The following is a 14,955-nucleotide window of genomic DNA, read 5'->3' on the forward strand; positions in this document are numbered from 1 at the left end:
CGACAGCGCTACAATAGCCCCCACCACTCAAAGGGTATTTTCCGGAGAAAAAAACCATGCCTGAGTCAACCCCTTCACAAGACCATGTGACAGACATCAACACAGAAAAAAAACCGATTACACGCCATGCGCTGCTGCTGGAAGCCAACGCGTTAATCAAAAGTCATGAAGCGTATCTCGCAGGTATGATGGCCGATGATGTCGTGCAAAAAAATGACGTACTGGTCTTTCGCGGCGACTATTTTCTCGATAAAGACGGGCTGCCCACCGTGAAAACCACGGCAGTATTCAACATGTTCAAACACCTCGCGCATGTGTTATCAGAGAAGTACCAACTGATTGATTAATCACGCCAGTCAGGCCTGGCATTCACGCCATGCGCCGCATCATCATCCTGAAGGCACAAAAAAGCCCGTCGAAACGGGCTTTTTGTCACTGACATGCACGGAACATCATGGTAACGGATGATGACCACGCTGCCACCAGCGCAACATCACCCGTTCCAGCGCATCACCGGCGCTCCCCGTTAGCCTGTCCATCAGACGTTTACGGCGGGTATAACGCACGGCCAGCACCTCGTGGGTTTCCATTTCCGCAATCAGCAAATCGTCGCTGGTTCCAATTGCATCCACCAACCCCATCTCTTTTGCCTGTAAACCGAACCAATGCTCTCCGGTGGCAACAGACTCGATATCGAGCGAAGGCCGCATGTCACTGACAAACTGCTTAAATAGCTGATGGGTTTCATTTAACTCTTCACGAAACTTCTCCCGGCCTTCGTCGGTATTTTCACCAAACAACGTCAATGTCCGTTTATATTGCCCGGCGGTGTGCAACTCCACGTCAATCTCTTTGCTTTTCAGCAAGCGGTTAAAGTTCGGGATCTGCGCCACTACGCCGATTGACCCGACAATGGCAAAAGGCGCAGACACAATACGGTCAGCGACACAGGCCATCATATAACCGCCGCTGGCCGCGACTTTATCTACCGCGACGGTCAGACGAATGCCACGCTGGCGAAAACGCTGAAGCTGCGAGGCCGCCAAACCATAGCCATGTACCACGCCACCGGGGCTTTCGAGCCGAAGCAGCACTTCATCTTCCGGGCGCGCGACAGCGAGGACGGCCGAAACTTCCTCACGCAGAGAACTCACCTCTCCCGCATCCATACTGCCGTTAAAATCGAGCACATACAGGCATGGTTTGGCTGATTTTTCTTCGCCACGCTTCGCGCGTTTTTTTTCCTGTTTGGCGGTTTCTTTCTCTTCTTTTTTCTGTTTTTTCTCCAGCAGGCTGCGCACCGCATCATTCATTGCAGCAGACTGTATCTCCTGCCGCATTTCACGGTATTGTTCGCCCAGATTAATTACCTGCAACTCGCCTTTACGGTGGCGTTTACGCTGCGTCATCCCGACGGTCAGCACCACCAGCGCGCCAATGGCAACGACAAGGGTGACGACTTTGGCCAGGAATAAACCATACTGAGAAAGTAATTCCACAAATACCGCCTTCATTGACTAATGTGAGATATAACGTTGATTCTTCAACAACGACTACGGCTACGGCGCGCGCCGTCAGTTCACTAAGCTAACGTATGACGAACGCGATGGCGATGATCTTCATACAGAAATTGAACTTTCCGCTGCTTTTTCCCGCAACATCTGTGAGAAAGCCGGAGCCTCTGATTGAAAACACCTATTGTTTCAGGCATAACCCTGTGATGGTGGTTTTTCCCTGCGCCATTTTTCATGCCAGCCATACAGCCAGAGGACTCCATTTTGCACTACCAACCTAAACATGACCTGCTACAACACCGCATTATTCTGGTCACCGGTGCCGGTGACGGTATCGGCCGCGAAGCCGCGCTGACCTACGCACGATACGGCGCACAACTGGTGTTATTAGGCCGAACCGAAAGCAAGCTGCACGAGGTGGCGCAGCGCATCCTGCAAACGGGGGGGACTCAAAGCCTGATAATCCCCTGTGACATGCTGACGGCCAGCCAGGAGGATTTTGCCCAACTGGCCAGACAGATTGAGCACACGCTGCCGCACCTTGACGGCGTACTGCACAACGCAGGCTTACTGGGCGATGTGCGGCCAATGGCTGAACAATTGCCACAGCACTGGCATCAGGTGATGCAGGTGAACGTCAATGCCACCTTTATGCTGACACAGGTTTTGCTGCCGCTATTACTCAAGTCGGCCAGCCCGTCACTGGTGTTCACCAGTTCCAGCGTAGGCCGCCAGGGTCGCGCCAACTGGGGCGCTTACTCGGTATCGAAATTTGCAACCGAGGGTATGATGCAAGTGCTGGCTGAAGAGTATCGCCAGCGCAACCTGCGGGTTAACTGCATCAATCCCGGCGGCACTCGCACCGCCATGCGGGCTGCGGCCTTTCCCGATGAAGACCCGGCAAAGCTTAAAACTCCGGCTGATATCATGCCGCTCTACCTCTACTTGATGGGGGATGACAGCCGTCGCAAAACGGGGATGAGCTTTGATGCCCAGCCGGGTCGCAAACCCGGCCCAGCCGTCTAACCCGCACGTTTTAGGGAGATAACAGTAATGAGTGACGATCGCCACCAACAGCGCCAGCAGCGCCTCAAAGAGCACGTCGATGCCCGTATCGCGGCGGCTACCGAGCAGCGCGGGATCCTGATGGTCTTTACCGGCAATGGCAAAGGCAAAACCACGGCCGCCTTCGGCACCGTCACGCGCGCCGTCGGCCACGGATTACGCGCAGGCGTCATCCAATTTATTAAAGGGGAGTGGCCGAACGGCGAGAAAGCCCTGTTACAACAGCACGGTGTGGAATTTCAGGTTATGGCTACCGGCTTTACCTGGGAAACCCAGAGCCGCCAAACCGATACCGAGGCGGCATCACTCGTCTGGCAACACGGATTACGTATGCTGGCAGACCCGACGCTGGATCTCGTCGTGCTCGATGAACTGACCTATATGATAAGTTACGATTATTTGCCGCGTCAGGCCGTTATTGATGCATTAAAACAACGTCCGGCGCACCAGAGCGTGATTATTACTGGCCGGGGTTGCCATCGTGATTTACTGGAACTGGCCGATACCGTGACGGAAATGCGGGCGCAAAAACATGCCTTTGATGCCGGAATTCAGGCACAGCAAGGTATTGACTGGTAAAAGACCCATAAAAAAACCCTCACTACTGTGAGGGTTTGCGTCACAACCATCAGGCAACAGGCCATCATGCCTGCAATTACCGCGGTTTAACCGTTACGTTTTGGCGCGCTGCGGCGGCCAGCCGCCGGGCGATGGGTCGCCCCAACCTGGCTGTGGCGTTTAACCGCACGGCGGATTTGATTGGCCTTCACACGGCGACGTTCACGTTCGACCGGCAATTTACTCACCGTCTCCGGTGACAGTTGCACCAGCTCACGCAGGTAGTTCACATCCGTCAGGTTCATTTCCATCCAGCCGCCACGCGGCAGACCTTTCGGCAGGTGGATATCACCGTAACGTACCCGGATAAGGCGGCTAACCTGCACCTCAACCGCTTCCCACAGGCGGCGCACTTCACGATTACGGCCCTCAGTAAGCGTGACGTTATACCACTGGTTAAGCCCTTCGCCGCCCTGATAGCGAATGGAACGGAAAGCGGCAGGGCCATCTTCCAGTTGCACCCCTTTGCTGAGCTGGCGAACTTTATCATCGCCAACTTCACCAAACACGCGTACCGCATACTCGCGTTCCACCTCACGGCTTGGGTGCATCAGGCGGTTAGCCAGCTCACCATCGGTGGTGAACAGTAATAATCCGGAGGTGTTCACATCCAGTCGCCCAACAGCAACCCAGCGTGAACCCTGAATGCGCGGCAATCGGTCAAAGACCGTTGGCCGCCCTTCCGGGTCGCTGCGGGTGCACAATTCACCTTCGGGTTTGTAATACATTAATACGCGACAGACATTTTCTTCGCTTTCACGCACCGAAACCACATGGCCGTCGATACGGATTTTGGTCGCACGGGTCACTTCAACGCGGTCACCCAGTGTCGCTATTTTACCGTCAACGCTGATGCGCCCGGCTTCAATCATACTTTCAATTTCGCGGCGAGAACCGTGACCTGCACGCGCCAGCACTTTTTGCAATTTTTCGCTCATCGAGCAGCCTCTGAGTGTCGCCTTCCCAGGCGTCGGTAGGATGCCAGCGTGACTGGAAATCACGCCAACTCATCTTAAAATAAATCTATCTAAAAATAAGCAGTTACAACGCTGTCGCGCATTATAGCCCGAACCGGGCTATTTGTATGCCAAATGTTACGTTACAGAAACGGGGTCACATCACCGGTGCCTTCGCGCACCACCACCGGTGCCGATTCGGTTAAATCGATAACGGTTGTCGGCTGCTGGCCAAGAAAACCACCGTGAATCACCAGATCGACCAGTTTGCCAAGGCGATCCTGAATTTCTTCCGGGTCAGACTCCGCAAAATCATTGCCCGGCAGCATCAAAGTAGTGGACATCAGCGGCTCATTGAGCGCGGCCAGCAAAGCCAGGGCTATCGGGTTGGATGGCACACGCATACCAATGGTTTTGCGTTTGTCATTCATCAACCGACGCGGAACCTCTTTGGTGGCTTTGAGAATGAAGGTGTAATTACCCGGCGTATTGTTTTTCATCAGCCGAAACGCCGTGTTATCGACATAGGCATAGGACGACAGCTCCGACAGATCGCGGCACATCAGCGTAAAATGGTGGTTTTGATCGAGCTGACGAATGCGGCAGATGCGCTCCATCGCTGACTTATCTTCCAGCTTACACCCCAACGCATACCCGGAATCCGTCGGATAGACAATCACCCCGCCTTTATTGAGGATCTCCACACTCTGGGTTATCAAGCGTGGTTGTGGATTCTGCGGGTGAATATAGAAAAACTGACTCATGCTACATCCTCTGCCTCATGAAAACACACCGCACATTGGCGGCGCGTAACGCCAGCGGGCTCTGTTCTAACAGCATTGAACAGCATTATTTAACCGTTGCCTTTCACTGCGGTGGTTTAGCCTGCCAGCGCCGGATGCTGCCAGACCGGCTCGACACCGCCCGGCAGCCACAGCTTGCGCCCTAATTCAATCCAGGCACAAGGTTGGTGAAAATCAGACCCTTGTGAGGCCAATAACTGGTAGTCCTGCGCATAACGCGCCAGTTGTGAACGCTCATCCGGTGCCTGCTGACACTGGGCGACTTCCATCGCCTCTCCGCCACACTCGGCAAACACCCCAAGCAAACGCCTGAGCCATTTGGCGCTTAAATCGTAACGCCCCGGGTGGGCCAGTACCGCCACACCGTCTGACTGGCGAATCGCATTCACGGCGTCGGGTATTGTACACCACTGCGGCGGCACATAGCCGATTTTCCCTTTCGCCAGGTATTTTTTAAACACCTGTGCCACCGTTTGTGCTTTGCCCTGTTCAACCAGATAACGGGCAAAATGCCCCCGGGTTATCATCCCGCCCTGCGCCAGCCTTAATGCCCCGGCCAGCGCACCGGGAACCTGCGATTTATCAAGCCGCTGTGCGATAAGTTCGGCACGTTGCCAGCGATAGTGCATTTGTGTCAGCAGCAGTGACGTCAACGCCGGGTGCTGGCAATCGCATCCCAAACCGACAATGTGAATCTCATGGTTTTCCCACAGCGTGGAGATTTCAACCCCCGCAACCAGCCGTAGCGCGAGCGCATCGCGGGCAATGGTGCTCCGGGCCTCTTCAAGCCCCGCGACCGTGTCGTGATCGGTAATCGCCAGTACGTTAACGCCCATCGCCACCGCACGTTGAACCAGTGCTGTCGGCGACAGTAAACCATCCGAAGCAGTGGTATGGCTGTGCAAGTCATATAAAGTACAAGCCGGTAATGGCAGTGAAATGTCAGACACGGTGATTTCTCATGCAGGGTGATGAATGTCAGCGCGGCATGATGCCATCAACCCGGCGAAAAGGGAAAACAGAACGCGGGCGGCCAACCGCTATACGAGTCTTCCTGCATTGTTTTGTTTGGTGAGAGAAGAAATCACTCGCCTTGTATGAAATATTGTTGACTTCCCTTCCGCGTTCCAGTTAACTAGTACACAAGTTCAGATACTGAAGCCAGTAAGGAAAATAGCCATGCAAATCATCATGCTCCTGACACAGAAAAAAGAGACAGGTTGGTGGCGCTTCTCCCTGTAACGGGCGAAGTGATGTGCATAGCCATTTTCTGACATGCTTATCCTAAAGCCCGCTGTAGCGGGCTTTTTTATGGACAAAATACGAGTAAATATCATGCAAACACCACAACCCGAGCTCGAACTGCTCAAGGCCGATGCGCAATACCGCAACGACCCCAGCGCGATGTTTCATCAGTTGTGCGCTAACCGCCCGGCCACCTTGTTGCTGGAATCAGCGGAAATTGACAGCAAGCAAAACCTGCAAAGCCTGCTGATTGTCGATAGCGCACTGCGCATAACCGCGCTGGGCCAACAGGTTTCCATCGATGCCCTGACCGCCAATGGCGCATCGCTGCTGCCGCTGCTGGACAAGGCGCTGCCTGCCACCGTACAGGTAGATGCGCGCCCAAACGGCCGTGAGCTGACATTTCCTGCCACCGACATCATGCAAGACGAAGATACGCGCTTACAGGCATTATCCGTGTTTGATGCGCTGCGCCAGCTTTTGAAGCTGGTCGTCTGCCCGGCAAACGAGCGTGAAGCGATGTTTCTGGGCGGGCTGTTTGCCTACGATCTGGTGGCGGGTTTTGAAAGCCTGCCGCCCCTCACGCAACAACAGCGCTGCCCGGATTACTGTTTTTATCTGGCCGAAACGCTGCTGGTGGTTGACCACCAACAACGCTGCACCCATTTGCAGGCGAGCCTGTTTACACCCGACGACGCAGAGCGTCAGCGCCTGCAACAGCGCCTTGAACAGTTGCAATACCAGTTAACCCAGCCAGCGCCCGCGCTGCCGCACCAGACGCTCGACACCATGACGCTCACCTGTAATCAAAGTGATGAAGACTACGGTGCAGTCGTCAGCCAGATGCAGCAAGCCATTCGTATCGGTGAGATTTTTCAGGTTGTGCCCTCGCGGCGCTTCTCATTACCCTGCCCCTCGCCGCTGGCAGCCTACCAAACGCTTAAAGACAGCAACCCCAGCCCTTACATGTTCTACATGCAAGATAAGGACTTCACGCTGTTTGGAGCCTCACCCGAAAGCTCCCTCAAGTACGATGCGGCGACTCGCCAGATAGAAATTTACCCGATAGCCGGGACTCGCCCGCGCGGCCGCCATGCTGATGGCTCACTGGACCGCGATCTTGACAGCCGCATTGAGCTGGAAATGCGCACCGATCACAAAGAGCTGGCAGAACATCTGATGCTGGTAGATCTGGCGCGTAACGATCTGGCGCGGATTTGCGAGCCCGGCAGCCGTTACGTTGCTGACCTGACCAAAGTCGATCGCTACTCGTTTGTGATGCATCTGGTTTCCCGCGTGGTCGGGACTCTGCGCGCCGACCTCGATGTGCTGCACGCCTATTGCGCCTGCATGAACATGGGCACACTGAGCGGCGCACCGAAAGTGCGCGCCATGCAGCTTATCGCCGAAAGCGAGAAAACCCGCCGAGGCAGCTACGGTGGTGCAGTGGGTTACTTCACCGCTCGCGGCGATCTGGATACCTGTATTGTCATTCGCTCGGCCTATGTTGAAGACGGCATCGCCACCGTGCAGGCCGGAGCCGGTGTGGTGCTGGACTCCCAGCCACAGGCTGAAGCCGATGAAACCCGAAATAAAGCCCGCGCGGTGCTGCGCGCGATTGCCAGTGCGCATCACGCCCGGGAGGTGTTCTGATGGCGGATATCCTGTTACTCGATAATATCGACTCCTTTACCTACAACCTGGTCGATCAACTGCGCGCCAGCGGTCATCAGGTGGTCGTGTACCGTAATCAATTACCGGCCGATGTCATCATCAGCCGCTTACGGCAGATGGAAAAACCGGTACTGATGCTCTCCCCCGGCCCCGGCACCCCATCAGAAGCAGGCTGTATGCCGGTGTTACTGCAACGCCTGCGCGGCCAGTTGCCGATTATCGGTATTTGCCTTGGTCATCAGGCGATTGTGGAAGCTTACGGCGGCCATGTCGGCCAGGCGGGTGAAATTCTGCACGGTAAAGCCTCCAGCATTGAACACGATGCCAGCGCCATGTTCACCGGCCTGCCTAATCCACTGCCGGTGGCGCGCTATCACTCGCTGGTGGGCAGCAATATCCCTGACGAGCTGGTGGTGAATGCCCGCTTTAACGGTATGGTGATGGCCGTTCGCCATGAGAAACACCGCGTTTGCGGGTTTCAGTTCCACCCCGAATCGATTCTGACCACGCAGGGTGCGCGTTTGCTAAATCAAACGCTCGACTGGGCACTGGCTTAAACACGGGAGAAAAAACATGCAACCGATTCTTGAAAAGCTCTACCGTGCCGAGGTGCTCACGCAGGCAGAAAGCCAGCAGCTGTTTGCCACTATCATTCAGGGGCAACTTGAGCCCACCCAACTGGCCGCGGCCCTTATCAGCATGAAGGTGCGGGGCGAACACCCGGATGAAATCGCGGGTGCGGCACGCGCGCTGTTAGACGATGCTAAAGCCTTTCCTCGCCCGGATTACCCGTTTGCCGATATCGTCGGCACCGGCGGAGATGGCACCAACAGCATCAATATTTCCACCGCCAGCGCCTTTGTTGCCGCCGCCTGCGGTTTGAAAGTCGCCAAACACGGCAACCGCAGCGTTTCCAGCCGCTCCGGCTCGTCTGATTTGTTATCCGCCTTCGGTATCAAACTGGATATGACACCGGAAACCTCACGTCAGGCGCTGGACTCGCTCGGGGTGTGCTTTTTGTTCGCGCCGCAATACCACACCGGCTTTCGCCATGCCATGCCGGTACGCCAGCAGCTCAAAACGCGCACGGTATTCAATGTGCTTGGGCCTTTAATCAACCCGGCTCGCCCGCCGCTGGCACTGATTGGCGTTTATCACCCGGCGCTGGTTGAGCCGATTGCCAAAACATTGCATGTGCTGGGGTATCAGCGCGCGGCGGTCGTGCACGGCGGCGGCATGGATGAAGTGGCTATTCATGCACCCACCACGGTTGCCGAACTGCGAGACGGCGACATTGAGACTTATCAGTTAACGCCACAGGATTTCGGGCTGGACACCTTCGCGCTGCGTGATTTACAAGGCGGCACGCCGGAAGAAAATCGTGACATTCTGGCACGCTTGCTTCAGGGTAAAGGCGAACGCGCACACGAGGCAGCCGTCGCGGCCAACGTCGCCTTGCTGATGAAATTATTCGGGCAGGAAGACCTGCGGCACAATGCCCGACAGGCGCTGGATAGCATTCATAGCGGGCAGGCTTATCAGCGTGTGCTGGATCTCGCTGCCAGAGGTTAAAGAAAGGACAGGACAACATGCAGGAAACCGTATTGACCAGAATTGTGCGCGATAAAGCACAATGGATTGCCGAACGACAGCAGCAGCAGCCGCTCGACAGCTTTCTGCCGCAGGTGGTGCCCAGTCACCGTGCGTTCTATCAGGTGCTAAAACAGGCCTCACCCGCCTTTATTCTGGAATGTAAAAAGGCCTCGCCCTCCAAAGGGCTGATTCGTGCCGATTTCGACCCGGTGGCAATAGCGCAGGTTTATCAGGATTATGCTTCTGCCATTTCCGTGCTGACCGATGAGAAATATTTTCAGGGTGATTTCGCATTTTTGTCACTCGTGAGCGCCGCTGTGCCGCAACCGGTGCTGTGCAAAGACTTTATTATCGACCCCTACCAGATTTATCTGGCGCGTTACTACCAGGCCGATGCCATCCTGCTGATGCTTTCGGTGCTGAATGATGATCAATACCGGGCGCTGGCCGAGGTCGCCCATAGCCTGAACATGGGCATATTGACCGAAGTGAGCAACGACGACGAGCGCCAGCGCGCCATTGCGCTCGGTGCCCGCGTGGTCGGGATCAACAACCGTGACCTGCGCGATCTCTCCATCGACCTCAATCGCACCCGTCTGCTCTCGCGTGACCTTTCGGATGAAGTGACGGTGATAAGCGAATCCGGCATTAGCCAGTACGCCCAGATTCAGCAACTGAGCCAGTATGCTAACGGCTTTTTGATTGGCAGTTCGCTGATGGAACAAGAAAATCTGACGCTGGCCGTGCGCCAGGTCATTCTCGGCGACAACAAAGTTTGCGGGCTGACGCGCCCGGAAGATGCCGCTGCCGCCTATCAGGCTGGCGCGGTCTATGGCGGACTGATTTTCGTGCCGCAATCACCGCGTTATGTGACAACGTCACAGGCGCGTCGGGTGATGGCCGCCGCGCCGTTACGTTATGTTGGTGTCTTTCGTGATGCGCCACCGAACGAAATTGTCGCCACCGTCACCTCACTTGGGCTTGCCGTGGTGCAGTTGCACGGCAAAGAAGATGCCGCATTTATCGCCGCGCTTCGCCAGCAGTTGCCTGCGCAGTGCCAGATTTGGCAAGCGCAAAGCGTCGGCGACACGCTGCCGCCTCTCACGGCGGCGCACGTTGATCGCGTGTTGCTGGATAACGCTCAGGGCGGCAGCGGCCAGCCCTTCGACTGGTCACGGCTGGCAGGCCATACGCTTAGTCAGGTGATGCTGGCAGGCGGTATCTCACCGCACAATGTGGCGCTCGCCGCTCGCCTTGGCTGCGCCGGGGTGGATGTCAACTCCAGCGTTGAATCACAACCAGGTATAAAAGACGCGCAAAAAATTGCCGCCGTCTTTCAGGCACTGCGCACCATACCGGCGCGCCACCTCTTTCATGCATAACATTAGACAGGTTTGACGATGACGTTACTTAATCCCTACTTTGGTGAATTTGGTGGCCAATACGTGCCACAAATCCTGATGCCTGCACTGCGTCAGTTAGAAGAGGCCTTTGTCAGTGCGCAGCGTGACCCGGCCTTTCAGGCACAATTCAGTGACCTGTTGAAAAATTATGCTGGCCGACCGACGGCGCTCACCCGTTGCCAAAACCTGACCGCCGGTACGCGTACCAGGCTCTATCTCAAACGTGAAGATCTGCTGCATGGCGGCGCGCATAAAACCAATCAGGTTCTGGGGCAGGCGCTGCTCGCCAAGCGGATGGGCAAAAGTGAAATTATTGCCGAAACCGGTGCCGGCCAGCATGGTGTTGCCACGGCGCTGGCCTGCGCGCTGCTGGGGCTAAAATGCCGGGTGTACATGGGTGCGAAGGACGTAGAGCGTCAGTCGCCCAACGTATTTCGTATGCGCCTGATGGGGGCCGAAGTGATCCCGGTGCACAGCGGTTCATCCACGCTAAAAGATGCCTGCAACGAAGCACTGCGCGACTGGTCTGGCAGCTACGAAAAGGCGCATTATCTGCTGGGTACGGCCGCAGGCCCGCACCCTTACCCCACCATCGTGCGTGAATTCCAGCGCATGATTGGCGAGGAAACCAAGGCGCAAATAAAAGAACAGGAAGGCCGCCTGCCTGATGCGGTGCTGGCGTGCGTCGGCGGCGGCTCCAACGCGATTGGCATGTTTGCGGATTTTATTGATGAACCCGCGGTAAAACTGATTGGCATTGAGCCTGCCGGATTAGGTATTAAGTCCGGCCATCATGGCGCGCCACTCAAACATGGCCGGGTCGGCATCTATTTTGGTATGAAATCGCCAATGATGCAGACCGGTGATGGCCAGATTGAGGAGTCCTACTCCATTTCGGCCGGGCTTGATTTCCCCTCTGTCGGCCCCCAGCATGCACACCTTAGCAGCATTGGCCGCGCCGATTATGTCTCCATTACCGATGACGAAGCGCTGGATGCCTTCCGCGCGCTGTCACGCCATGAGGGGATTATTCCCGCACTCGAATCCTCTCACGCTCTGGCCCATGCCCTGAAAATGATTAAGGCTGACCCTGAAAAAGAGCAAATTCTGGTGGTTAACCTGTCAGGCCGCGGTGATAAAGACATCTTTACCGTTCACGATATTTTGACATCCCGGGGAGAAATCTGATGGAACGCTACCACGCACTGTTTAAGGCACTGTCGGCAAAACAGGAAGGTGCCTTCGTCCCCTTTGTCACGCTGGGTGACCCGTCCCCTGAACTGTCATTACAAATTATTGATGCGCTGGTGGCCGCCGGTGCCGATGCGCTGGAATTGGGCATCCCGTTTTCCGATCCGCTGGCCGATGGGCCGACCATCCAGAATGCCACCCTGCGCGCCTTTGCCGCCGGAGTGACGCCCGCACAATGCTTTGAGCTGCTTGCCCGCGTGCGCCAGAAATACCCCTCGCTGCCAATAGGTTTGCTGATGTATGCCAATCTGGTGTTCAGCAACGGGATTGATGCGTTTTACCAGCGTTGTGCCGAAACCGGCGTTGATTCGGTACTGGTCGCTGACGTGCCGCTGGAAGAGTCGGCCCCGTTCCGTCAGGCAGCCATGAAACACGGTATTGCGCCTATTTTCATCTGCCCGCCCAATGCTAACGACGATTTGCTGCGTGAAATTGCCTCATTTGGCCGTGGCTATACGTATCTGCTCTCGCGTGCGGGCGTTACCGGCTCAGAAACCCGCGCGCAGTTACCGCTCAACCACCTGCTGGAGAAATTGCAGGAGTACCACGCTGCGCCTGCGCTACTCGGTTTCGGTATCTCGGAGCCTGGACAAGTGAGTGACGCACTGGCCTGCGGCGCGGCAGGGGCCATTTCCGGCTCAGCCATCGTCAAAATCATTGAGCAATACCACACCACACCCGATGAGATGCTCACCCGGCTGACGGCGTTTGTCAGCGAGATGAAAGCAGCCACCCGCGCCCGCTAATTCTTCCCCTTCCGTTAACGCCATCACCGCTCTGGTGATGGCGTTTTTTTATTGCCTGCGAGTCCATATCCACGACAACGACGCTAACGGGCCATTATCCAGGTGTCGTTATGCATCAAAAACCGGGGCCACGTCACAAAATGAAAAACCTGCTCACAACTATGTGGCAAATGTGTGGTCAAAAAGAGCATGAAAGAGAACGATGGGAATCGTCAACTCAACAAACAAATCATTTAAATAGATTTATTTTTGTAAAAAAGTGATTCATACGGGCGAATTCAGACAACGAATATCATATTATTTTATTGAAACACCGTTTTATTCCCTCAGACACAGTTTGGTGAGGCTGTAAATGACAGCCGTCACACTATGAAACTGCTTTTCATTTTTTCGCATTTACTGTTCTCGATCACACATTTGTAAGCAGAGATAAATAAGAATGCACATGTGCCGCGTCGTTTCATGGTGCAACAACAAATAAAAATGATTTCTTAAATGATCTCTGAGAGGGTTATGACGATGAAATTTAAAATTCTGACAGTGATGGTGGCGTCTTTAGTAAGTATGAGTTCAATGGCGGTGACGTTTGATTACCGTCATGAAATGAAAGATACCAAAAACGCCGATCATAAAGATCGCCTGTTGATTTCTCATCGCTTTGAGAATGGTTTTGGTTTATCTTCTGAAGCGTCATGGAAAAATGGCGAGCCATCTGGCCGTACCACGCCTAATAAACCATATCATGAGCAGGTAAGTAACGAGACTGAAATCATCGCAAGTTATCTGTACAACTTTAATAAGACGTACTCACTTGAGTCTGGCCTTTCTTATGTAACATCCTCGGGCAGCGCTAGCTATCGTCCTTATATTCGTGCCAAAGCGAATGTGATGGATGATCTGACCGTCTCTCTACGTTATCGCCCGTATTTTAAGCGCAATAGCAGCAATATTGGTCTTGCTGGCAAAGACACTAGCGAATCAGGTTATGTTTTCACTGGAAATATTGATTACACATTCCTGACAAGCTTCACTATTGGTTACGAGCTGGAATATGGCAAAACAACGAAAGCTGGCTTTAATTACTATCGTTATGATAAAGACAGTGATAATTTCGATCATAACGTGAAGCTGTCTTACAAGTGGGACAAAAACTGGAAACCTTATCTTGAAGTAGGTAACGTAGCTGAAGATGGTGCGACGGATCACCGCCAGACTCGCTACCGTGTTGGTGTACAGTACAACTTCTAATTCTGTTTCATCAGCAGATGATAAAAAAGGCGGAACATCAGTTCCGCCTTTTCTTTTGCTATTTTCGCTGTAGCTATCAGAATTTATAGCCAAAACCAAACATAAACACCCACGGGTCAAGACGGGTTTTCACGCTCTGATCCTGACCATTGGCTTTAAATTTCACGGTGGTGTCAATATCCATCCACCACACGGACATATTCAGCAGCCAGTTTTTATTCAGGTTGTAATCCAGACCCGCCTGAGCCGCCACACCCCAGGAGTTTTTCAGGCTGAGATCGGTCAGCGCGCCATCCAGATTTTGGGTAAATTTCTCACCAAAAAAGGTGGTGTAATTCAGGCCCGCACCAACGTAAGGGCGCAGCTTATCCGTACCTTCGCCGAAGTAGTACTGCGCCATTAACGTCGGCGGCAGGTGTTTTACCTTGGCAATATTGCCAAGCCCCGCTAATCCGACTTTATGCTGGAACGGCGTAGCCGCCAATAATTCCACACCGATGTTATCGGTGAACATATAACCGGCAGTTAACCCCAACTGGGTATTGTTATTCACGCTAAAAGAGCCACTGCCCAGTACATCATCTGAACTTTCAACCGGGCGAACGGTTGCGGTACCCGCACGGAAAATCACATCTCCCGCCTGGTGCGCCTGTGCCAGAGCAGGAATCATCGCAGCTGCTATCATCAATAAAGAAGACGTTTTCATTATCCACTCCTTTTGTATGGTTAATATCCGGGCGAACTATACCCATCAAGTGGTATTTTTGTTTGAACGCAGATCACATCCTGACAGGTTTTCCTCACTATTATGGCATTTATCAAAATGCCCTAAGTTCATA

15 protein-coding genes and 1 other annotated feature are annotated in these 14,955 nt (G+C 54.3%); of the genes, 10 read left to right on the forward strand and 5 right to left on the reverse strand.

The annotated features are described in order from the left end of the window. Positions 1-56: 56 nt before the first annotated feature. Positions 57-347, forward strand: a complete 291-nt coding sequence (locus DAQ1742_RS10095; RefSeq protein ID WP_035341965.1) for a YciN family protein — start codon at positions 57-59, stop codon at positions 345-347. Between the two features lie 105 nt (positions 348-452). Here the strand turns inward: DAQ1742_RS10095 and sohB are convergent, their stop codons facing one another. Then, positions 453-1,499: a protease SohB gene (gene sohB / locus DAQ1742_RS10100; protein WP_067487471.1), complete on the reverse strand. Its 1,047-nt coding sequence runs from the start codon at positions 1,497-1,499 to the stop codon at positions 453-455. Positions 1,500-1,778: 279 nt separating this feature from the next. On the opposite strand from sohB, the gene DAQ1742_RS10105 reads away from it, so the two are divergent. Further along, complete coding sequence (locus DAQ1742_RS10105) at positions 1,779-2,540, forward strand: YciK family oxidoreductase (RefSeq protein WP_035346003.1); 762 nt, start codon at positions 1,779-1,781, stop codon at positions 2,538-2,540. A gap of 27 nt (positions 2,541-2,567) precedes the next feature. Then, on the forward strand, positions 2,568-3,158 hold the full coding sequence (cobO, locus tag DAQ1742_RS10110) for a cob(I)yrinic acid a,c-diamide adenosyltransferase (protein ID WP_035341967.1): 591 nt from the start codon (positions 2,568-2,570) through the stop codon (positions 3,156-3,158). An 86-nt stretch (positions 3,159-3,244) separates the two neighbouring features. On the opposite strand, the gene rluB is transcribed toward cobO, so the two are convergent. The 3 genes from rluB to rnm all read right to left on the reverse strand — a co-directional run bounded on the left by rluB (position 3,245) and on the right by rnm (position 5,906). Further along, complete coding sequence (gene rluB / locus DAQ1742_RS10115) at positions 3,245-4,135, reverse strand: 23S rRNA pseudouridine(2605) synthase RluB (protein WP_035341969.1); 891 nt, start codon at positions 4,133-4,135, stop codon at positions 3,245-3,247. Between the two features lie 161 nt (positions 4,136-4,296). Beyond that, positions 4,297-4,917, reverse strand: a complete 621-nt coding sequence (locus DAQ1742_RS10120) for an L-threonylcarbamoyladenylate synthase (protein ID WP_035341972.1) — start codon at positions 4,915-4,917, stop codon at positions 4,297-4,299. Positions 4,918-5,033: 116 nt separating this feature from the next. Further along, positions 5,034-5,906 (reverse strand): RNase RNM, encoded by an 873-nt coding sequence (rnm, locus tag DAQ1742_RS10125; RefSeq protein WP_035341975.1) that lies wholly within the window; start codon positions 5,904-5,906, stop codon positions 5,034-5,036. 265 nt (positions 5,907-6,171) lie between these two features. Next, positions 6,172-6,269, forward strand: a sequence feature (Trp leader region). A 22-nt stretch (positions 6,270-6,291) separates the two neighbouring features. Here rnm and DAQ1742_RS10130 point away from each other — a divergent pair. The 7 genes from DAQ1742_RS10130 (at position 6,292) to DAQ1742_RS10160 (ending at position 14,116) form a co-directional block, all read left to right on the forward strand. Beyond that, a complete protein-coding gene (locus DAQ1742_RS10130; RefSeq protein ID WP_035341981.1) occupies positions 6,292-7,854 on the forward strand; it encodes an anthranilate synthase component 1 in 1,563 nt (520 codons plus the stop codon). Next, on the forward strand, positions 7,854-8,432 hold the full coding sequence (locus tag DAQ1742_RS10135) for a glutamine amidotransferase-related protein (protein ID WP_035341983.1): 579 nt from the start codon (positions 7,854-7,856) through the stop codon (positions 8,430-8,432). Before DAQ1742_RS10130 ends, DAQ1742_RS10135 begins: the two co-directional genes overlap by 1 nt. Before the next feature lie 16 nt (positions 8,433-8,448). Next, complete coding sequence (gene trpD, locus DAQ1742_RS10140; protein ID WP_035341986.1) at positions 8,449-9,447, forward strand: anthranilate phosphoribosyltransferase; 999 nt, start codon at positions 8,449-8,451, stop codon at positions 9,445-9,447. Positions 9,448-9,464: 17 nt separating this feature from the next. After that, the gene (gene trpCF / locus DAQ1742_RS10145; protein WP_035341989.1) at positions 9,465-10,850 is read left to right on the forward strand and encodes a bifunctional indole-3-glycerol-phosphate synthase TrpC/phosphoribosylanthranilate isomerase TrpF; all 1,386 of its coding nucleotides are present in this window, start codon (positions 9,465-9,467) and stop codon (positions 10,848-10,850) included. Positions 10,851-10,868: 18 nt separating this feature from the next. Further along, the gene (gene trpB / locus DAQ1742_RS10150; protein WP_035341991.1) at positions 10,869-12,059 is read left to right on the forward strand and encodes a tryptophan synthase subunit beta; all 1,191 of its coding nucleotides are present in this window, start codon (positions 10,869-10,871) and stop codon (positions 12,057-12,059) included. Beyond that, positions 12,059-12,868: a tryptophan synthase subunit alpha gene (gene trpA, locus DAQ1742_RS10155; protein ID WP_035341994.1), complete on the forward strand. Its 810-nt coding sequence runs from the start codon at positions 12,059-12,061 to the stop codon at positions 12,866-12,868. Before trpB ends, trpA begins: the two co-directional genes overlap by 1 nt. 519 nt (positions 12,869-13,387) lie before the next feature. Then, on the forward strand, positions 13,388-14,116 hold the full coding sequence (locus DAQ1742_RS10160) for an oligogalacturonate-specific porin KdgM family protein (protein ID WP_035341997.1): 729 nt from the start codon (positions 13,388-13,390) through the stop codon (positions 14,114-14,116). Between the two features lie 76 nt (positions 14,117-14,192). Here the strand turns inward: DAQ1742_RS10160 and ompW are convergent, their stop codons facing one another. Continuing rightward, entirely contained in the window at positions 14,193-14,822 is a 630-nt protein-coding gene (gene ompW / locus DAQ1742_RS10165; protein WP_035342000.1) for an outer membrane protein OmpW, read from the reverse strand. Between the last annotated feature and the right edge of the window lie 133 nt (positions 14,823-14,955).

The sequence above is a fragment of the Dickeya aquatica genome, assembly GCF_900095885.1.
Lineage (GTDB): Bacteria > Pseudomonadota > Gammaproteobacteria > Enterobacterales > Enterobacteriaceae > Dickeya > Dickeya aquatica.

What these genes read in the sequence shown, in the direction of transcription:
- trpB (WP_035341991.1), top strand. Translation starts at nt 10,869, where the DNA reads ATGACGTTACTTAATCCCTACTTTGGTGAATTTGGTGGCCAATACGTG.
- DAQ1742_RS10160 (WP_035341997.1), top strand. Translation starts at nt 13,388, where the DNA reads ATGAAATTTAAAATTCTGACAGTGATGGTGGCGTCTTTAGTAAGTATG.
- rluB (WP_035341969.1), bottom strand. Translation starts at nt 4,135, where the DNA reads ATGAGCGAAAAATTGCAAAAAGTGCTGGCGCGTGCAGGTCACGGTTCT.
- cobO (WP_035341967.1), top strand. Translation starts at nt 2,568, where the DNA reads ATGAGTGACGATCGCCACCAACAGCGCCAGCAGCGCCTCAAAGAGCAC.
- trpA (WP_035341994.1), top strand. Translation starts at nt 12,059, where the DNA reads ATGGAACGCTACCACGCACTGTTTAAGGCACTGTCGGCAAAACAGGAA.
- trpCF (WP_035341989.1), top strand. Translation starts at nt 9,465, where the DNA reads ATGCAGGAAACCGTATTGACCAGAATTGTGCGCGATAAAGCACAATGG.
- DAQ1742_RS10135 (WP_035341983.1), top strand. Translation starts at nt 7,854, where the DNA reads ATGGCGGATATCCTGTTACTCGATAATATCGACTCCTTTACCTACAAC.
- DAQ1742_RS10095 (WP_035341965.1), top strand. Translation starts at nt 57, where the DNA reads ATGCCTGAGTCAACCCCTTCACAAGACCATGTGACAGACATCAACACA.
- DAQ1742_RS10120 (WP_035341972.1), bottom strand. Translation starts at nt 4,917, where the DNA reads ATGAGTCAGTTTTTCTATATTCACCCGCAGAATCCACAACCACGCTTG.
- ompW (WP_035342000.1), bottom strand. Translation starts at nt 14,822, where the DNA reads ATGAAAACGTCTTCTTTATTGATGATAGCAGCTGCGATGATTCCTGCT.
- DAQ1742_RS10130 (WP_035341981.1), top strand. Translation starts at nt 6,292, where the DNA reads ATGCAAACACCACAACCCGAGCTCGAACTGCTCAAGGCCGATGCGCAA.
- trpD (WP_035341986.1), top strand. Translation starts at nt 8,449, where the DNA reads ATGCAACCGATTCTTGAAAAGCTCTACCGTGCCGAGGTGCTCACGCAG.